11 protein-coding genes and 10 pseudogenes are annotated in these 19,637 nt (G+C 30.1%); 14 read left to right on the top strand and 7 right to left on the bottom strand.

All coding sequences use genetic code 11. From position 1 onward, the window contains the following. Window positions 1-55: 55 nt before the first annotated feature. Window positions 56-1,168, bottom strand: a complete 1,113-nt coding sequence (locus ACZ1HD_RS13315) for a glycosyltransferase (RefSeq protein ID WP_472687703.1) — start codon at window positions 1,166-1,168, stop codon at window positions 56-58. Beyond that, the gene (locus tag ACZ1HD_RS13310; RefSeq protein WP_472687702.1) at window positions 1,165-2,115 is read right to left on the bottom strand and encodes a lysylphosphatidylglycerol synthase domain-containing protein; all 951 of its coding nucleotides are present in this window, start codon (window positions 2,113-2,115) and stop codon (window positions 1,165-1,167) included. The genes ACZ1HD_RS13315 and ACZ1HD_RS13310 overlap by 4 nt, the downstream gene beginning before the upstream one ends. 66 nt (window positions 2,116-2,181) lie before the next feature. Here ACZ1HD_RS13310 and ruvC point away from each other — a divergent pair. From ruvC to ACZ1HD_RS13295, 3 genes and pseudogenes are all read left to right on the top strand, one after another. Beyond that, window positions 2,182-2,734, top strand: a pseudogene (gene ruvC, locus ACZ1HD_RS13305) (crossover junction endodeoxyribonuclease RuvC). Then, a complete protein-coding gene (gene hemW, locus ACZ1HD_RS13300) occupies window positions 2,734-3,861 on the top strand; it encodes a radical SAM family heme chaperone HemW (RefSeq protein WP_472687701.1) in 1,128 nt (375 codons plus the stop codon). Before ruvC ends, hemW begins: the two are co-directional and overlap by 1 nt. Window positions 3,862-3,885: 24 nt before the next feature. Next, window positions 3,886-4,634, top strand: a pseudogene (locus ACZ1HD_RS13295) (cyclase family protein). Between the two features lie 154 nt (window positions 4,635-4,788). On the opposite strand, the gene ACZ1HD_RS13290 reads toward ACZ1HD_RS13295, so the two are convergent. Beyond that, window positions 4,789-5,481, bottom strand: coding sequence for a CorA family divalent cation transporter (locus ACZ1HD_RS13290; protein WP_472687700.1), 693 nt, complete (start codon window positions 5,479-5,481; stop codon window positions 4,789-4,791). Between the two features lie 8 nt (window positions 5,482-5,489). Continuing rightward, complete coding sequence (locus tag ACZ1HD_RS13285; protein WP_472687699.1) at window positions 5,490-5,675, bottom strand: hypothetical protein; 186 nt, start codon at window positions 5,673-5,675, stop codon at window positions 5,490-5,492. 76 nt (window positions 5,676-5,751) lie between these two features. On the opposite strand from ACZ1HD_RS13285, the gene ACZ1HD_RS13280 reads away from it, so the two are divergent. From ACZ1HD_RS13280 to ade, 3 genes are read left to right on the top strand one after another with little or no spacing between them, the layout of a single operon-like run. Further along, the gene (locus ACZ1HD_RS13280) at window positions 5,752-6,120 is read left to right on the top strand and encodes an MmcQ/YjbR family DNA-binding protein (RefSeq protein WP_472687698.1); all 369 of its coding nucleotides are present in this window, start codon (window positions 5,752-5,754) and stop codon (window positions 6,118-6,120) included. Window positions 6,121-6,170: 50 nt separating this feature from the next. After that, window positions 6,171-6,692: a 5-formyltetrahydrofolate cyclo-ligase gene (locus tag ACZ1HD_RS13275; protein WP_472689361.1), complete on the top strand. Its 522-nt coding sequence runs from the start codon at window positions 6,171-6,173 to the stop codon at window positions 6,690-6,692. Window positions 6,693-6,743: 51 nt separating this feature from the next. Further along, the gene (gene ade / locus ACZ1HD_RS13270) at window positions 6,744-8,366 is read left to right on the top strand and encodes an adenine deaminase (protein ID WP_472687697.1); all 1,623 of its coding nucleotides are present in this window, start codon (window positions 6,744-6,746) and stop codon (window positions 8,364-8,366) included. Window positions 8,367-8,371: 5 nt separating this feature from the next. Here ade and ACZ1HD_RS13265 read toward each other — a convergent pair. From ACZ1HD_RS13265 to ACZ1HD_RS13255, 3 pseudogenes are all read right to left on the bottom strand, one after another. Next, a pseudogene (locus tag ACZ1HD_RS13265) lies at window positions 8,372-9,060 on the bottom strand (RluA family pseudouridine synthase). Window positions 9,061-9,080: 20 nt separating this feature from the next. Further along, a pseudogene (gene yihA, locus ACZ1HD_RS13260) lies at window positions 9,081-9,690 on the bottom strand (ribosome biogenesis GTP-binding protein YihA/YsxC). 3 nt (window positions 9,691-9,693) lie between these two features. After that, window positions 9,694-10,457: pseudogene (locus ACZ1HD_RS13255) on the bottom strand (alpha/beta fold hydrolase). A gap of 207 nt (window positions 10,458-10,664) precedes the next feature. Here ACZ1HD_RS13255 and ACZ1HD_RS13250 point away from each other — a divergent pair. From ACZ1HD_RS13250 to ACZ1HD_RS13215, 8 genes and pseudogenes are all read left to right on the top strand, one after another. Further along, entirely contained in the window at window positions 10,665-11,132 is a 468-nt protein-coding gene (locus ACZ1HD_RS13250) for a division/cell wall cluster transcriptional repressor MraZ (protein WP_077810012.1), read from the top strand. Further along, window positions 11,119-12,017, top strand: a pseudogene (rsmH, locus tag ACZ1HD_RS13245) (16S rRNA (cytosine(1402)-N(4))-methyltransferase RsmH). Before ACZ1HD_RS13250 ends, rsmH begins: the two are co-directional and overlap by 14 nt. Before the next feature lies 1 nt (window position 12,018). Continuing rightward, window positions 12,019-12,348: an FtsL-like putative cell division protein gene (locus tag ACZ1HD_RS13240; protein ID WP_077810011.1), complete on the top strand. Its 330-nt coding sequence runs from the start codon at window positions 12,019-12,021 to the stop codon at window positions 12,346-12,348. A gap of 56 nt (window positions 12,349-12,404) precedes the next feature. Further along, a pseudogene (locus ACZ1HD_RS13235) lies at window positions 12,405-14,366 on the top strand (penicillin-binding protein). Between the two features lies 1 nt (window position 14,367). Beyond that, a pseudogene (locus ACZ1HD_RS13230) lies at window positions 14,368-15,834 on the top strand (UDP-N-acetylmuramoyl-L-alanyl-D-glutamate--2,6-diaminopimelate ligase). Window positions 15,835-15,836: 2 nt separating this feature from the next. Continuing rightward, window positions 15,837-17,062, top strand: a pseudogene (gene mraY / locus ACZ1HD_RS13225) (phospho-N-acetylmuramoyl-pentapeptide-transferase). A 2-nt stretch (window positions 17,063-17,064) separates the two neighbouring features. Continuing rightward, the gene (gene murD, locus ACZ1HD_RS13220) at window positions 17,065-18,399 is read left to right on the top strand and encodes a UDP-N-acetylmuramoyl-L-alanine--D-glutamate ligase (RefSeq protein WP_472687696.1); all 1,335 of its coding nucleotides are present in this window, start codon (window positions 17,065-17,067) and stop codon (window positions 18,397-18,399) included. Window positions 18,400-18,414: 15 nt separating this feature from the next. Continuing rightward, window positions 18,415-19,604: pseudogene (locus ACZ1HD_RS13215) on the top strand (FtsW/RodA/SpoVE family cell cycle protein). Window positions 19,605-19,637: the final 33 nt, after the last annotated feature.

The following is a 19,637-nucleotide window of genomic DNA, read 5'->3' as shown; positions in this document are numbered from 1 at the left end:
AAAAAGGATGCCACTTCAATCTTGGCTAAACTTGTTTGCAAACTTTATTGCATTATCATTTTTTAAATGTTCTTCCTTTCCAATTATATTTATAAAAAAGTGATTTAAAAACGATAAACACACTAAAAAAAGGATATAAAATACTGCTAAAAAGGTACCATTTGTAAAAAGAATTTTTATGATTGTAAAATCTTATAGTTGGCAGAAATAAGAATATATCGATACTTATTTTCACAAAAATTGGCGTTAAAATAATTAGTAAGCTATTCGATAAGAAGATGCTAAGTACAACGCTAAGATTTACAAGAAAAATTAGTAAACCAATTAATTTTACAGAAATAGATTTTAGCTTACTTGTTTTAGAAGCCCAACGCACTCGCTGGTTTATTAAACCTGAATTGGTTGTAACCGGAAAAGTAGCCACCATAGCGTTTTTAGATTTTAAAAACTGAACATCTTTTTTGTAGACTTCTTTAAATTTTTCGAATAAGAAAATATCATCACCACTTGCAATAGAGGTATTGCCTTTAAAACCATTTAATTCTAAAAAAATATCTTTTCTGTACGCTAGGTTTGCACCATTGCATAAAAAAGGAAAACCGATTCCGAAACCACCAATTGTAGTTGCTTGCAAACTCATAAAATCTAGTAACTGAAACTGTTCTAAAGAGTTGTTTTTAACAATGTAGTTTACAGGAGCAACTACCATTTTAGGTTGTTTTTGTTCTATGAAACTGCTAAAAGTTTTTAACCATTTGTTGGGTAAAACACAATCTGCATCCGTAGTAATAATCCAGTTATTTTTAGCAATTGCTATTGCCGAGGTAATAGCATCTTTTTTTGGTGAATTAGAAACGCGCTTGTTTTTAAGAATCGTATAATCAATTTCTAGTTCTTTTAAAGTGTTAGAAATGATGTTGATAGAGTTATCAGAAGAATCATCATCAATAAATAAAAACTCTACAAAGTCTAAATTGTAATTTAGTTCTAATATCGAATTTAATAATAAAGGCAATTTTTTAGCTTCATTTCGAAACGGAATAACAACTGTAAATTTGGTGAAAATCGTACTTTTATAAGTAAACTCTTTAACGCTAACAAATCCTATTGTTAAAACGATAATTAATATCGCATAAAGTAAATACAGAAAAAACAGTATATAAATCATGCTTGTTGTTTAGGGCTAAATGTAATTATAAAATAACTACCAACAATAGAAGGTATAACAAAATTAAGAAGCCACATTAATGTTGTAATACTTAAGATTGTTATTGAGTTTACACCTAAAATTCCAAAAATAAATAAGGCGACCGAACCTTTTAAAACCGCATCAAAAATTGATAACATTGGTATAAAAGAACTTAATAAATAGATAGAACTAATGGCGGTAATAGCTTCAATATAGGTAATGTTCGTTTTAAAAATCATCAATAAAAAATAAAATTGATGAGAAAAAATAAGATATCTAAAAAATGAATATAAAGCTATTTTTAGATGTGTTTTTGTTTTGATTTTTACAATACCATTTCTAAAAATTTCTAATTTAGAAAGTAACAGTTTCCATAGAACTATTATTAAAATACAAGAAGCACAGGTTAAAATTAAAACGTTATAAAAATTAGAAAGATCGAAGTTTATTGGATAGTTTTTGTAGAAATATATGAAACCTAAAAAACCAAAAAACACTGTTGCTACTAATTGATGTAAATTACCAATTAGGTTTAAATGCATTATTTGTATGCTGTTTTTCTTTTTAAAACACAATGCTTTTGCACCATATTCTCCAATTCTATTAGGTGTTATTAAAGAAGCTGTAAGAGATGCTAAAGATTGTTTTGCGGCAGTAAATATGCTAATTTTTTTCAATTCTTTAACAAGTGTTTTCCATTTTAAAATTTCTAAAAACCAGTTGCCAAAAGTAAATATTAGTAAAAAGCTGCAATTTTTTAACGAAAATACTTTAGATTGACTCAAAACGTTTTTAAATTCATTAAAAGATAATAACGTGTTGTTGTTTAATTTTTGCCAAATAAAATAAGCACAAACAAATACAATCGTTAGTTTTATGAGCAACCAAAAGATTTGTTTAGATTTGTGTGTTTGCGAATATTTCATTGTTTTGCAAAGTAATAAATAATCATCATTAAGTTTAATGATAAAATCAAAAAACAATTTTCGCCTTTGGCAACAGAAAAAATAATTTTAGGAATCGATCCCGGAACAACAATTATGGGTTTTGGCGTTATAAAAGTGGTTGGTAAAAAAATGGAATTTGTTCAAATGAACGAGTTACTTTTAAAAAAATACGAGGATCATTATTTAAAATTAAAGCTAATATTTGAGAGAACAATAGAACTTATTGATACATATAATCCTGATGAGATTGCTATTGAAGCTCCTTTTTTGGTAAAAATGTACAATCGATGTTAAAGTTAGGTAGAGCGCAAGGCGTTGCAATGGCTGCGGGTTTATCTAGAGAAATTCCGATTACAGAATACTTACCAAAGAAAATAAAAATGGCTGTTACAGGTAGCGGAAGTGCAAGTAAAGAGCAAGTAGCTCTAATGCTAAAATCGCTTTTAAATTTAAAAACCTTGCCAAAAAACTTAGATGCAACAGATGGTTTGGCTGCAGCAGTTTGTCATTTTTATAATTCGGCAGAGTAGTAGGCGGGAAAAATTATACTGGTTGGGCAAGTTTTGTAAAGCAAAACGAAAAGAGAGTTAAAAAGTAATGGCAGGAATATACATTCACATACCATTTTGTAAACAAGCATGTTTTTATTGCGATTTTCATTTTTCTACTTCTTTAAAGAAAAAGGAAGTAATGTTGCATTGTTTAAAAAAAGAAATTGCATTAAGAAAAGAAGAATTAAAAGGCGAAAAAGTTGAAACTATTTATTTCGGTGGCGGTACTCCGTCTGTTTTAAATACATCAGAAATAAATAATTTGATTGCTACTGTATATCATCATTTTGATGTTATAGAAAATCCCGAAGTTACTTTAGAGGCAAATCCAGATGATTTATCCGAAGAAAAAATAATAGAACTTTCTAAAACAGTAATCAATAGATTAAGTATTGGTGTACAATCTTTTTTTGAGAAAGATTTAAAATTGATGAATCGCGCACACAATGCATCCGAAGCAAAAAAATGTTTAGAAATTGCTACACAGTATTTCGATAATATTTCGGTTGATTTAATCTACGGAATTCCTGATTGTTCAAATAAAGAATGGGAAGAAAATATAAAAACAGCTTTAGATTTTGGTATTTCGCACATATCTAGTTACGCGCTTACAGTAGAGCCTAAAACGGCTTTAGAATCATTAATCGCAAAAGGGAAAATTAAAAATGTTGATGATGTTAAGGCAGAAGAGCAGTTTCAAATATTAACCAAAACATTAAAAAAAGAAGGGTTTATACATTATGAATTGTCTAATTTTGGAAAAGAAAACTATTTTAGTAAAAATAATTCTTCTTATTGGTTAGGTAAATCTTATTTGGGTATTGGGCCATCTGCACATTCTTTTAATGGTAAACAAAGAAGTTGGAATGTTAGAAATAATACGCATTACATAAAAGCAATTTTAGAGGATAAATTGCCAATCGAAAGGGAAACACTTTCTAAAACAGATAGATACAATGAGTATGTGATGACGGGTTTACGAACCGTTTGGGGGGTGTCTTTAGAAAAAATTAAAAATGATTTTGGAGATGATTTTTTAAATTATTTAGAAAAATTATCTAATAGATTTATAATAGAAGATTTATTGTATATTGAAAATAAAACCTTAAAAACTACGCAAAAAGGAAAGTTTTTAGCCGATGGAATTGCATCTGATTTGTTCAAATTAAATTGAGGATTAAAAATAGTAAAGTAAAAAATGAAAGCAACTATAGAATATAATTCAAGAAAAATAGAAGTAAATATATCTAATCCTATAGATATTTCAATTCCTATAGATCCATCAAAAAAAATGTAAATGCTTGGTATTTAGAGGAGCCTAAAATTACTGCAGAAAAAATAGGCGAAGAAACAATAAAGGTATCAGAAGGTGCTGTTGTAAATTTTAATAGTATTCATTTCAATCCGCACTCTCATATTACACACACAGAATGTGTAGGTCATATTACAGAAGAAGTACACTCTGTAAACAAAAACTTAAAGTATTTTATATTTTTAGCAGAGGTTGTTACAATTGCACCGTTGTTTCATAATGGAGATTTTATGATAGGAGTAAAGCAATTAAAAACAGCTTTAAAAAATAAGAAACGAGACGCTATTGTAATTAGAACTTTGCCTAATTTAGATGATAAAAAGAGTATGCAGTATTCAAATACAAATCCTACATATTTGTCTGAAAAAGCCGCAATTTATTTAAGAGAAAAAGGGATAAAACATTTATTGATAGATTTACCATCTGTTGATAAAGAAAATGATAATGGTAAATTGTTATCTCATAATGCTTTTTGGAATACTGCTGGCGAAATTAGAATGGATGCTACAATTACAGAATTTATTTATGTACCAAACGATGTAGAAGATGGCGAGTATTTATTAAACCTAATGATTGCTCCGTTTGAAAACGATGCAACACCAAGTAAACCTGTTTTGTATAAAATTATTAAATAGAAATTTTAAAAAAACCTTTTTAATTCGAACTTAAAAAGGTTTTTTTATTGATTATAAAAACGTTAAAACCACTTTTTTCGTTTAAAATACCAAACAGAAGCAATGGTAACCAGCACCATTATTCCTAATAAAATAAAATAACCATATTTAAATTTTAATTCGGTATGTATTCGAAATTCATACCGTAAATTCCGGCTAAAAAAGTAAGCGGAATAAATATTACAGATAAAATTGTAAGCGTTTTCATTACTTCATTTAATCTGTGTCCTTGAATACTAAATATTAAGTTGATCTTACTTTCTAACTCTTGCAATTCGAAATCGATATTCGAAATTAAGTTATTTGTTTGTTCTTTTAATTCACTAAAATATTTTACTTCAAAACCATCAATTTCAATTTTTTCTAACTTTACAATTGTGTCTTTTAAACTCATTGTAGCTTTCTTAAAATTAAAAAGTTCTTGTTTTCTTTTTTCTACTAAAGAAGTAAATTCTGGTGTAGGTTTTATGTTGGTAGAATTTAGTTTATCTGCGCTAAGAACAGCATTTTCCTCATAAGTATCTTGGTAATTGTCTATAATCGATTCTAAAAGTAAGAACAACAAATAATCGGCTCTTTTCTTTCTAACAATTCCTTTGTTACCTTCTAATCGCTCACGAATCCAATTAAAATAATCGCCATGTTTTTCTTGAATAGACCATAAAAAATCTGCAGAAACAATAAAAATCATTTGCTCAGACTCTAATTTTCTGCTTTCTGTAATTAAAACACGTGTTGTTATAAATAGTAAATTATCTAATAAAATTACTTTGTTTGGATGATTTTCATCACTTAATAATTTTATCAAAAAATCATCTAAATTATTCGGTAAATTACTTTTTTATATTCCTCTTGAAATTTAATTCCGTAAGTATTTAGCCATTCTATAGTTTCTGTTCCTTGCGAAAGTTTTATTTGAGAAATTGCAGAAAAATTATTTTTCTCGTAATTTTTATGAGAATAACTAATGATAGAGGTGTTGTCTAAAAAAACATTTTCCATTTAAATATTAATTGTAAATTTGGTAGATAAAGATACTTTTTAAATTGATAAAAATAACTTTAAAACCTAATAGTTTATGCATATAGAGCAACTACGAGATTTTTGTATGTCAAAAAAAGGAGTAACAGAACACTTTCCTTTTGATGATGTTACTTTGGTATTTAAAGTAATGAATAAAATGTTTTTACTAACAAGTTTAAATAATTGGGAAAAAGGTGAAGAGAAAATGAACCTAAAGTGCAATCGAGAAAAAGCATTGGAGTTAAGAGGTAATTACGAAGGAATTAATCCTGGTTTTCACATGAATAAAAAACATTGGAATACGGTACTTATAAATAATAGCGATGTTTCTGATGATTTAGTGAAAGATTTAATCAATCATTCTTACGATTTAGTAGTTGGTGGTTTGACAAAAAAACTTCAAAAAGAATTGAAATTGTTGTAATGTTATAAATTTATAATCATTGATGAAAAAGCAAGAATTAAGAGCAATTTATAAGCAAAAAAGAAAAAGATTTATCTGTTAGTCAAATTGAAGAATTTCAAGATAATATTTATCAGCAAATTTATAATTTAGATTATAGTGGTGTTAAAGTTGCGCACTTATTTTTATCACTTACAAAGTTTAAAGAAATCGATACGCAACCAATTATTAATTTTTTAAGAAAACGTAATATTAAAATTGTTGTTAGCAAATCGAATCTTAAAAACAATACGCTTTCTCATTATTATTTAGAAGAAAAAACGGTTTTAGAATTGAATAAATTTGGAGTTCCGGAACCTGTGAATGCTGTTAAAGTAGATGAGCAGAAGCTCGACTTAATTTTTGTGCCAATGCTTATTTCAGACGAGTTAAATTACAGAGTTGGTTACGGTAAAGGTTTTTACGATCGCTTTTTATTGAAGTGTAAAGAAGACGCTAAATTTATAGGATTAAACTTTTTTAAACCAATTTATCAAATAGAAGATTCTAACGATTTTGATGTTCCTTTACATCAAGTAATCTATCCTAAATAAAGTTTAAATCGGCTTTAATTCTTTGTAAATTTGCAACAAATAATTTGGAAGATGATTGTACAAGGAAATATAGTTGATATAAAAAACAAGACGATTTACAAAGGAGAAGTAGAGGTTAAAGATGGTAAAATTCTAGCTGTAAGAGCAGCAGATCATTCTGTAGAAAATTATATTTTACCAGGTTTTGTAGATGCACATATTCACATAGAAAGTTCTATGTTGGTTCCTTCAGAATTTGCAAAAATCGCAGTAAAACATGGTACAGTTGCAACGGTTTCAGATCCGCATGAAATTGCAAATGTTTTAGGTGTAAAAGGTGTCGATTTTATGATCGAAAACGGTAAAAAAGTACCTTTAAAATTTAATTTTGGCGCACCAAGTTGTGTGCCTGCAACATCCTTCGAAAGTGCTGGCGCAATTATAGATTCTGATGATATTAAACAGATGATGCAAAATCCAGACATTAAATACCTTGCGGAAATGATGAATTATCCCGGAGTTTTATTTGATGATGAAGAGGTTTTAAAGAAAATACAACATGCAAAAGATAACAATAAGCCAATCGATGGTCATGCGCCGGGTTTAAGAGGGCAAGATGTAAGTAAATATATTGCAGCGGGTATTTCTACAGATCACGAATGTTTTACTTTTGAAGAAGCTCAAGAAAAACTTCAAAAAGGAATGAAAGTGATTATTAGAGAAGGTTCGGCAGCCAAAAATTTTGAAGCTTTAATTGATTTGTTGCCAGAACATTTTGAAAATATGATGTTTTGTTCTGATGATAAACATCCAGATGATTTGTTATTGGGTCATATCAATCAACTTTGTGAAAGAGCAGTAGCAAAAGGTGTCGATGTTTTTAAAGTTTTACAAACAGCTTGTATAAATCCTGTAGAGCATTATAAATTAGATGTTGGTCTTTTGCAAAAAGATGATTTTGCAGATTTTATTGTTGTTGATAGTTTAGATAAATTCAATGTTTTAGAAACTTATATCAACGGAGAATTAATTGCTAAAAACGGTAAAAGTTTTATTGATGCTGTTCCTTTTGAAGTTTTAAACAACTTTAATACAGAAAAGAAAAAAGTTTCGGATTTTATATTTGAATCTTCTGCAAAGAAAATAAATGTTATAGAGGCTTTAGATGGTGAATTGGTTACAAATAAAATTGAATCTGAATCTTTAATAGAAAACGGAAATTTAATTTCTAATACAAATACAGATGTTTTAAAAATGACTGTTGTAAATAGGTATAAAAACGATGTGCCTGCAATTGCATTTATTAAAAATTTCGGAATCAAAGAAGGTGCGATAGCTAGTTCTGTTGGGCACGATTCTCATAATATTATTGCTGTTGGTGCAACAGATGAAGCTATTGCAAAGGCTGTAAACTTAATTATAGAGAATAAAGGTGGTATTTGTGCAGTAACTGCAACAAAAGAAGAAATAGTTTCTTTACCTGTAGCAGGTATTATGTCTGATAAATCTGCAGAAGAAATAGGTAAATCTTACGCAGCTTTAGATGCGATGGCAAAAGATATGGGCAGTAAATTAAGAGCGCCTTATATGAGTTTGTCTTTTATGGCGTTGTTGGTAATTCCTGCTTTAAAATTGTCTGATAAAGGTTTGTTTGATGGTACTAGTTTTAAGTTTACTTCTGTAGAGGTAGCGTAATATTTTTATTCGTTACAAGCATTCCAAATTACATCTTTGGGTGTTGGCGCAGTTATTTTAATTTCTTCTTTAGAAACTGGGTGAATAAAGTTTATTTTTCTAGCGTGTAGGCTTATGCTTCCATCTTTATTAGATCTAGGAAAACCGTATTTTAAATCGCCTTTTATTGGCGATCCGATATTAGAAAGTTGTGTTCTAATTTGATGATGCCTACCTGTTTCTAAATCAATTTCTAGAAGTGTGTAGTTTTCTAGTTTCTGAATAACTTTATAGTGTAATGTTGCTTTTTTACTTCCGTCAATTTCCTTTTTGTAAACAAAAGATTTATTTTTTTAGGATCTTTTTTCAGAAAATTTGTAAGCGTATCTCTTTCTTTTTTGGGTTTGTTTTTAACTAAAGCCCAATAAGTTTTGTTAATAGTTTTGTCTCTTAACATCTTGTTTAAGCGTTCTAAAGCTTTAGATGTTCTTGCAAAAATAACAATACCAGATGTTGGTCTATCTAATCGGTGTACAGTACCAATAAATACATTGCCAGGTTTGTTGTATTTAACTTTTACATATTCTTTTACAACTTCGTTTAAAGGTTTGTCTCCGGTTTTATCACCTTGTGTAATATCGCCAGCTCTTTTATTTATAATTATTAAATGATTGTCTTCAAATAATACTTGTAAATTCTCTTTAGTAGAATGCATTGTAAATTTGTAGAAGTAATTTATTTAAAATCTTTTGCAACATCTTGGTTTACGCCATCAATAAAATCTAAAAATTCTTTTCTACCAAGACTAGTAGAAGAAGAAGTTAGAAAAGATGTTGGTAAAGTTTCCCAATGTTGTAGTAATTTTTTCTTGTAAGATGTTATTTGCTTATTAAGTTTAGAACTACTTAATTTATCTGCTTTTGTAAAAACAATACAAAACGGAATTTGATTTTCACCTAAAAACTGCATAAAGTCTAAATCGATTTTTTGCGGATCGTGTCTAGAATCTATCAAAACAAAAGTACAAACTAGTTGTTCTCTTTCTTTAAAGTAATTCTCTATAAAATATTGAAATATTACTCTTTTTTCTTAGAAATTTGGGCATATCCATAACCAGGTAAATCAACTAAAAACCACTCGTTATTAATCTTAAAGTGATTAATAAGTTGTGTTTTTCCTGGTTTTCCGAAGTTTTAGCTAAATCTTTACGCTGCATTAACATGTTAATTAATGAGGATTTACCCACATTAGATCGACCTATAAAAGCATATTCTGGTATTCTGTCTTTTGGCGCATTGGTAACATTACTGTTACTCATTACAAAATCTGCAGACTTAATTTTCATGATTTATATGTTTCTGTCGGTTAACCATTTAGATAATACAGAATTAAATTCTTCTGGTCTTTCCATCATTGCTGCATGCCCGCATTTATCAATCCAAAATAAATCAGAGTCTCGGTAAAAGTTTATGAAAATCTTCAGCAACTTTTGGCGGAGTTACAGAGTCTTGTTTTCCCAGATTAAACAAGTAGGTTGTTTCATGTCCGGTAAATCATTTGCCATATTATGTCTTATAGCGCTCTTAGCAATAGCCAAAGTTCTTATTACAGAGTTTCTATCGTTTACAATTTTAAAAACATCGTCTACTAGTTCTTTTGTTGCAATTGCAGGATCGTAAAAAACATCTTTTGTTTTTTCTTCTATAAACTCATAGTTTCCTCGCTTCGGAAAACTGTCTCCCATTGCTTTTTCATACAATCCGAGCTTCCTGTTAAAACTAAAGCACTAACTTTATCTTGGTAATGTTTTGTAAAATACAAACCTATGTGTCCGCCTAAAGAATTTCCTAATAGAATAGCGTTGTCTATTCCTTTAAAATCCATAAAATCTTTTAAAAAACTAGATAAGTTTTTAACATTCGTTTTTATTAGAGGTAAAGAGTATAGGGGTAATTCCGGAATCAAAACTTTATAGCCGTTGCTAGAAAAATGATTAAAGGTAGCGCCAAAATTACTCAAGGCTCCCATAAGTCCGTGTAAAACAATAATTGCAGGTCCTTCTCCTGCTTCTGCATATGTAAATTTCCCTTCGGTTTTTAACTGTTCAGTCATCATTCAATTCGTTTTACTTAATCGCAAATGTAATTCTTTTTTATAACATAAAAATTCTTTTTCTAATTGTCTCAATTTCAATTTTTAAGATGTGATAGACCATTTTTTAAAAGTGAAAACCAATTATTTATTAACAATGTGGTAAAAAGTGGTAAAAAGTGGTAAAATTTATATATTTTTGATATCTGTAAAACGATATTCTTATTTGTGATAAATCTAATTGGTACATACGAATGTAAGGCAGATGCTAAAGGTAGAGTGATGTTCTCATCAGCTCTAAAGAAGCAGTTGCAACCAATTTTAAATGAGGGGTTTGTCATAAAAAGAGCTGTTTTTCAGCCGTGTTTAGAATTGTATTCTATGGAAGAGTGGAATAAAATGATGAGCAAACTTAATAAACTTAACAAGTTTGTAAAAAAGAATAATGATTTTATTAGAAGGTTTACAGCGGGTGTTAAAATTGTAGAATTTGATGCTGCTGGTAGGGTTTTAATTCCTAAAGATTTATGTGAATTTGCAAGTATTAAGAAACAAGTTGTGTTGTCTTCTGCTGTAAATATAATAGAAATTTGGGATAAGGATAATTATGAGAAAGCTATTGATGATGCTGCTTTAGATTTTGCAGATTTAGCTGAAGAGGTAATGGGAAATACAGAATTTGATGAATTATCATAGTCCGGTTTTATTAAAAGAAAGTGTAGATGCTCTTGCGATTAAGCAAGACGGAGTGTATGTGGATGTAACTTTTGGAGGTGGCGGACACTCAAGAGAAATTTTAAATCGATTAGGTGAGAATGGTAGATTGTTTGGTTTTGATCAAGATCCAGACGCTTTAGAAAATGTTATTGATGATCCTCGGTTTACATTGATACCCGAAAATTTTAGATACATTTCTAGATTTTTAAGGTTTCATGGAGTTAGAAAGGTTGATGGTGTTTTAGCTGATTTAGGTGTTTCTTCTCATCAATTTGATGAAGCAGAAAGAGGGTTTTCGATTCGTTTCGATGGAGATTTGGATATGAGAATGAATCAGAAATCTAAAATATCAGCAAAAGAAATTATTGCAAATTATTCTGAAGAAAAACTTGCGGAAATATTGTTTTTGTATGGTGAGTTAAGAAACTCTAGAAATATAGCAAAAACGATTGTAGAGAAAAGAGAACAAGAGAAGATAGAAACTAGTTTTCAGTTAAAAGAAGCTTTGCAAAGATTTTTGCCTAAAGCGAAAGAACATAAAATTTTAGCTCAAATATTTCAGGCAATTAGAATTGAGGTAAATGAGGAATTGGATGTTTTAAAAGAATTTTTACAACAAATGCCAAGTCTATTAAAAGAAGAAGGGCGATTGAGTGTGATCTCATATCATTCTTTAGAAGATAGATTGGTAAAAAGATTTATAAGAACAGGATTATTTAGTGGCGAGCCCGAAAAAGATTTTTTGGAAACACAAGTGAACCTTTGCAGAAAGTCGGGAAGTTGATAGTACCTACCCCACAGGAAATTAACACAAATAATAGGGCTCGCAGCGCTAAATTAAGAATTGCAACAATAAAAAAGTAGAATGTCTAAGGTTAAGAAAAATGTATACGGTTTTTTACGAGGAAGTTTCCTTACCGATGAATCTGCATTTAAAAATTGGCGTATAATCATTTTTGTAGTTGTGTTGTTGTTGGTAATGATATCTAGCTCACATAAAGCAGATAAAAAAGTAATAGAGATTTCTAATCTTAATAAACTAAAAAGAGAGTTAAGGGCAGAATATGTAGATACGGGTACGATTTTGATGAGAATGAAAATGGAATCTAGTATCAGAGAAAAAGCAAAAAGTAGAGGTTTAGAGCCTTCTAAAACTCCTCCGAAGAAAATAAAAGTAACTTATAAAAACGATTAAAATTGGCAACACATAAAAAAAGCATTCTTACTAGGTTTTACATGGTGGCTGCTTTTATGACCGTGTTTTTACTTGCTATAATTGTTCGGGTTATTAATCTTCAATATGTTCAAGGAGATAAGTATAGAGAGTTAGCAACAGAATTAACAGTAAGGCAAGATACTATATACGCAAATAAAGGTAACGTGTATGCGGCAGATGGTAATTTGTTGGCAACGTCTATGTCTAAGTTTAATATTTATATGGACTTGGTTACTGTAAATAGTGATGTTTTTGAGGATAATATTGTAGCGCTTTCTAAAGAACTTTCTAAAATGTTAGGTAAGTCAGTTGCGTATCATCAAAAAAGATTAAGAGCTGCAAAAAACAAGAAAAGAAGATATTATCTAATTGCTAGAAATATTGGGTATACCGATTATTTGAAGATGAAAAAATTTCCAATTTTTAACTTGGGAGTTTATAGAGGTGGTTTTATTGCGAAACATAGAACAGAGAGAGAGCATCCAATTGGTAAAATTGCAGAAAGAACAATTGGTTATGATGATTTTAGAGGAGAAGCTGGTATAGAAGGTGCTTTTGCAGATTACATGCAAGGTGAAAACGGTTTAAGATGGGAGCAAAAAATTGCAAAGAATCAATGGAAACCAATTACAGATTATAATGAAAAAGAACCAGTAGATGGTCATGATATAATTACTACAATAGATGTTAATATTCAAGATATTACCCATCATGCGTTGTTAAGAAGGTTAGAGTATTTTGAAGCAGATCATGGTTGTGCTGTAGTTATGGAAACAGCGACAGGTGAAATCAAAGCTATTTCTAATTTAGGTAGAACCAAAAAAGGGAAATATTACGAGAAAAGAAATTATGCTGTTTGGGAAAGTCACGAACCAGGTTCTACTTTTAAATTGGCAAGTTTAATGGCTGCTTTAGATGATAAGGTGATAGATACATCTACAGTTGTTGATACAGAAAGAGGAAGGATATTTATACATGGTTCTAAGGTAGAAGATTCTCATAGAGGTGGTTATGGTAAAATTTCTGCCGGAAGAGTTTTTGAGGTTTCTTCGAATGTTGGTATTGTTAAGTTAATAAGAAAGCATTACGATAAAAAACCGGAGAAGTTTATAGAAAAGCTAGATAAATATGGTTTTACAAAACCAATTGGTTTTCAGATTAAAGGAGAAGGTGTTCCTGTGGTGCCAAAACCATCAGACAAAAGATGGAATAAAATTTCTTTAGAATGGATGTCTTGGGGTTATGGTATTTCTGTAACGCCAATGCAAACGCTTATGTTTTACAATGCGGTGGCAAATAATGGCGTAATGGTAAAACCAAGGTTTATTAAAGAATTAAGAAGGCAAGATAAGACAGAAAAGGTTTTTGAAACCGAAGTTTTAAATTCTAAAATTGCTTCTGATGAAACGTTAAGTAAAATTAGAAAAGTAATGGAAAATGTAGTAGAAAAAGGAACGGCAAAAAACATTTATTCGTCTAATTTTTCTATGGCAGGAAAAACAGGAACGGCAAAAAAATATTTACCAAGACATAAAGATGAGAATGGTAAAACAGTAGCTGCCGGATATTCTAATAAGCATTACGTGGCATCGTTTGCTGGTTTTTTTCCGGCGGATAACCCAAAATATTCTTGTATTGTAGTGGTGCATGATCCGAAGAAAGAAAAAGGATATTACGGAGCTACGGTTGCAGGACCAGTTTTTAAAGAAATTGCTCAGAAAATTTATACAACAACGCCAATAGATAATCAGTCTGTAGATGATGATGTTAAATTTGATGAAATAGAAAAATCGTATGCTAAATATGATAATTCTTTAGCTAAAAACTATGCTAAAATTCCGAATGTGAAAGGAATGTCTCGGTATGGATGCGCTTTCATTATTAGAAAATATTGGATTGACAGTAAAAATTTCGGAGTTGGTAGAGTAACATATCAATCTTTAAAAAAAGGACAAAAGTTAGTAAAGGGACAAACAATCATTTTAAAACTCTCATAAGCTGAAAAATTTAAAAGACATATTATATAAGGTTTCCATAGAAGAGGTTTCAGGGTCAACAAATGTTGATGTAAATGCTGTTGTTTTCGATTCTAGAAATATTGTAAAAAACGATGTTTTTGTTGCTTTAAAAGGTGTTTCTGTAGATGGTCATTTATTTATAGAGAAGGCAATTGCCTTAGGTGCAACTGTAATTGTTTGTCAAGAATTTCCATCAGAAATAATTGAAGGAATTACATACGTAAAAGTTGTTGATACAAATGTTGCTTTAGCGATAATAGCTTCGAATTATTATGACAATCCGTCTTCTAAATTACCATTAATCGGTGTAACGGGTACAAATGGTAAAACAACCATTGCAACATTGTTGTATCAATTATTTAAAAAAGCAGGTTACAAAGTTGGTTTATTGTCTACTGTAAAAGTTTTAGTTGATAATGAAGAGTTTAAAGCAACGCATACAACACCAGATTCGGTTGCAATAAATAGTTATTTAGATAAAATGGTAGAAGCTGGTGTTGATTTCTGTTTTATGGAAGTGAGTTCTCATGGAATTCATCAAAAAAGAACGGAAGGTTTAGTTTTTGCTGGCGGAATTTTTACAAATCTTTCTCATGATCATTTAGATTACCATGAAACATTTGCAGAATATAGAAATGTGAAAAAAGAATTTTTTGATGCTTTGCCTAAAAATGCATTTGCATTAACAAATTTAGATGATAAAAATGGTAGTTACATGTTGCAAAATACACGAGCTGCTAAAAAAACCTATGCTTTAAAAACAATTGCAGATTTTAAAGCTAAAATTTTAGAAAAGCAATTGTCTCGGTACTTTAATTACTGTTGATGGTGTTGAAGTTTGGACGAAGCTAATTGGTGTTTTCAATATTTACAACCTTACTGCAATAATTGCAACTGCAGAATTATTAGGCTTAGAAAAGTTAGAAGTTTTAACCATCGTGAGTCAGTTAGAAAGTGTAAGTGGTCGTTTTGAATATGTAGTTTCTAAAGATGGCGTTACGGCAATTGTAGATTATGCACACACGCCAGATGCTTTAAAGAATGTTTTAGAAACTATTAATGATATTAGAACTGGCAACGAGCAAGTAATTACGGTTGTTGGTTGTGGCGGAGATAGAGATAAAACGAAGAGACCTAAAATGGCTAACATAGCTGCTCAATTAAGTAATCAAGTAGTTTTTACATCAGATAATCCTGAACAGAAAATCCGCAAACTATTTTAGAAGAAATGGAAGTCGGAGTTTCATCAGAAAATTACAGAAAAACATTAACAGTTTTAGATAGAAAGCAAGCAATTAAAACTGCATGTAAGTTTTCTAATGCTGGTGACATCATATTAATCGCAGGAAAAGGACATGAAAATTATCAAGAAATAAATGGTATTCGTACTCATTTTGATGATTTAGAAGAGGTTAAAAACTGTTTCAATCAACTTAACAATTTATAAGAATGCTGTATTATTTATTTCAATATTTAGAAAATCATTTTAGTTTTCCTGGAGCTAGTGTGTTTCAGTTTATAACATTTAGAGCTGCAGCAGCTTTTATTTTATCATTAGTAATATCTACGGTTTACGGTAAAAGAATAATAAAGTTTTTACAAAAGCAACAGGTAGGAGAGTCTATTAGAGATTTAGGTTTAGAAGGGCAAGTGCAAAAGGCAGGAACACCAACTATGGGAGGTGTTATTATAATTTTTGCCACTCTAATTCCGGCAATTTTATTAGCCAAGTTAGATAATGTTTACATCATTATTTTATTAATCACTACGGTTTGGATGGGGTTAATAGGATTTGTAGACGATTATATAAAAGTATTTAAAAAAGATAAAGCAGGTTTAAAAGGGAAGTTTAAAGTTTTAGGTCAAGTTGGTTTAGGTGTAATTGTAGGTTCTATGTTATACTTTCATGATGATGTAACTATAAAAGAACAATTGCCTGTAGAGCAACAAGTACTGCAAGCAAACGGAAAAATTAAAGTTTTTGGTGAAGCGCATAAGTCAACAAAAACTACGGTTCCGTTTATGAAAAATAATGAATTAGAGTATTCAAAGGCTTTATCTTTTTTGGGTGAAGGTTTTGAAAAATACGGTTGGATAGTTTTCATTTTTATTACGGTTTTTATTGTAACAGGAATTTCTAACGGAGCAAATTTAACAGACGGAATTGATGGTTTAGCTGCGGGTTCGTCTGCGATAATGGTAGTAACACTTGCTGTTTTTGCATGGGTTTTCGGTAACATAATTTTTGCCGATTATTTAGATGTAATGTATATACCCAATTCGGAGAAATGACCGTTTTTATACTTGCTTTTGCAGGAGCTTTAATTGGTTTTTTATGGTACAATACGTATCCGGCACAAGTTTTTATGGGTGATACAGGTAGTTTAACAATCGGAGGGATTATAGCAGTTATAGCAATTGCAATTCGAAAAGAATTATTGTTGCCAATACTAGCCGGAATTTTTGTAATCGAAAATTTGTCTGTGATTATGCAGGTTTCTTGGTTTAAATACACAAGAAAAAAATACGGAGAAGGAAGAAGGATTTTTAAAATGTCGCCATTGCATCATCATTATCAAAAATTAAACTATCACGAGAGTAAAATTGTTGTGCGTTTTTGGGTAATAGGTATTCTATTGGCTGTTTTTACAATTGTAACCTTAAAGTTAAGATAGTTGTGAAAAAGTTAGTAATTCTTGGTGCAGGAGAAAGTGGAGTAGGAACAGCTCTTTTAGGAAAACAAAAAGGTTTTGAAGTTTTTGTTTCTGATAAAGGTATGATTGCTAAAAAATATAAAGAAGTTCTTTTAAGTAATAACATAGTTTTTGAGGAAGGGAAACACACTGAAAGTGAATTGCTAAATGCAGATTTAGTAATGAAGAGTCCTGGAATTCCTGATACTGTTCCTTTGATTTTAAAGTTAAAAGAATTGGGTGTTAAAGTGATTTCAGAAATTGAGTTTGCTGCAAAATATACCAATGCAAATATTATTGGGATTACGGGTTCTAATGGAAAAACTACCACAACATTATTAACGCATCATATTTTAAAAAGTGCGAATTTAAATGTTGGTGTAGCAGGTAATATTGGCGATAGTTTTGCACAGCAAGTAGCAGAAGAAAATTTTGATAATTACGTGTTAGAATTAAGTAGCTTTCAGTTAGATGGTATAGAAGATTTTAATAGTCACATTGCTATTCTAACGAATATTACACCAGATCATTTAGATCGATATAATAATAATTTTAGTGAATATGTAGCATCTAAATTTAGAATCACTAAAAATCAAAAAAGTACCGATTATTTAATTTATGATGCAGATGATGCAACTATAAATAATTGGTTAGAAAACAATAAAATATCAGCAAAATTAGTGCCATTTTCTCTAGAAAAAGAATTAGAGTTTGGTGCGTTTGTAAAAAATAATAACATAACGATTAATATAAATAAAGACACATTTAATATGCCTATATCATCTTTATCAGTAAAAGGAAAACATAACGTTAAAAATGCAATGGCAGCAACAATGGCTGCGCAATTATTAAATGCAAGAAAGCAGGCGATAAAAGAAAGTTTAGAAGATTTTGAAGGTGTAGAGCATCGTTTAGAAAATGTAGCTAAAATAGAAGGCGTAGAATATATAAACGATTCTAAGGCTACAAATGTAAATGCAACATTTTATGCTTTAGAATGCATGAATAAACAAACCGTTTGGATAGTTGGAGGTGTAGATAAAGGAAACGATTATAACGATCTTTTGCCATTGGTAAGAGAAAAAGTAAAGGCTATTGTTTGTTTGGGTATTGATAACGAAAAAATAAAAAATACATTCGAAAATGTTGTAGATATTGTGGTTGAAACTGCAGGTGCAGAAGAAGCTGTAAAAGTAGCACATAAATTATCTGAAAAAGGCGACACCGTTTTATTATCGCCTGCGTGTGCAAGTTTCGATTTATTTGAAAATTACGAAGACAGAGGGAGAAAATTTAAAAAAGCAGTAAGAAGTTTATAAGATTTAGGATTAAAAATGAAAGCAGTTTTTCAACATATAAAAGGAGATAAAACCATTTGGGCTATTGTAGCTGTTTTGGCAATATTCTCTTTTATGCCAGTTTATAGTGCCAGTACAAACTTGGTTTATGTTGTTGGTTCTGGTTCTACTCTTGGGTATTTAGTAAAACACATGGTTTTATTAATTATGGGATTTGCTATCATTTACGGAGTACATAAAATACCATACAGATATTTTTCCGGTGGATCTGTTTTAATGCTGCCAATTGTTATAATTCTTTTAATTTTTACACTAGCACAAGGCACTACAATTGGTGGTGCAAATGCTAGTAGATGGATTCGTATACCATTTGTAGGTATTGGTTTTCAAACCTCTACTTTAGCAGGTTTGGTCTTAATGGTTTACGTTGCTAGATATTTAGCTAGAAACAAAGAAAAAGCTATTGTTTTTAAAGAAAGTATATTACAACTTTGGTTGCCTGTAAGTTTAGTGTTGCTGCTTATTTTACCAGCAAACTTTTCTACAACGGCAATTATTTTTACAATGATTCTTATTATCGCCTTTGTTGGCGGATATCCGTTAAAGTATATCGGGTTTATTTTAGGTGCAGGAATTATAGCGTTGTCATTTTTTATTTTAATAGCAAAAGCTTTTCCGGATGCGATGCCAAACAGAGTGCAAACTTGGCAAAGTAGAATAGATAGTTTTTCGAGTTCAGAAGGTAAAGAAGCTTATCAAGTAGAAAAAGCTAAAATTGCAATAGCCACAGGTGGTCCTATTGGCGTTGGACCTGGTAAAAGTGTTCAGAAAAACTTTTTACCACAATCATCATCAGATTTTATATATGCAATAATTGTAGAAGAATATGGTTTAATTGGTGCAATTCTTATCGTTTTTATATATTTTTTACTTCTTTTTAGAGTATTTGTTGTATTAAAAAAACTACAACAATATTTGGTACATTATTGGTAATTGGAGTAGGTTTGCCAATTATTTTTCAGGCAACCATAAACATGGCGGTCGCAACCAATTTATTTCCGGTTACAGGACAAACTTTACCTTTAATTAGTAGTGGTGGTACATCTATTTGGATGACATGTTTTGCGCTCGGAATGATTTTAAGTGTTAGTGCTTCAAAAGAAGAAACAGAAGAAGATATTTTAGATGATAACCCTTTAGATATTTTGCATGAAACAATCGATTAACATACTTATTTCGGCGGAGGAACTGGCGGACAT

Source organism: Polaribacter sp. HA6-7, from assembly GCF_055693625.1.
This window is presented reverse-complemented; position numbering and strand designations above follow the sequence as displayed.

What these genes read in the sequence shown, in the direction of transcription:
- hemW (WP_472687701.1), top strand. Translation starts at nt 2,734, where the DNA reads ATGGCAGGAATATACATTCACATACCATTTTGTAAACAAGCATGTTTT.
- ACZ1HD_RS13315 (WP_472687703.1), bottom strand. Translation starts at nt 1,168, where the DNA reads ATGATTTATATACTGTTTTTTCTGTATTTACTTTATGCGATATTAATT.
- ACZ1HD_RS13310 (WP_472687702.1), bottom strand. Translation starts at nt 2,115, where the DNA reads ATGAAATATTCGCAAACACACAAATCTAAACAAATCTTTTGGTTGCTC.
- ade (WP_472687697.1), top strand. Translation starts at nt 6,744, where the DNA reads ATGATTGTACAAGGAAATATAGTTGATATAAAAAACAAGACGATTTAC.
- ACZ1HD_RS13280 (WP_472687698.1), top strand. Translation starts at nt 5,752, where the DNA reads ATGCATATAGAGCAACTACGAGATTTTTGTATGTCAAAAAAAGGAGTA.
- ACZ1HD_RS13240 (WP_077810011.1), top strand. Translation starts at nt 12,019, where the DNA reads ATGTCTAAGGTTAAGAAAAATGTATACGGTTTTTTACGAGGAAGTTTC.
- ACZ1HD_RS13285 (WP_472687699.1), bottom strand. Translation starts at nt 5,675, where the DNA reads ATGGAAAATGTTTTTTTAGACAACACCTCTATCATTAGTTATTCTCAT.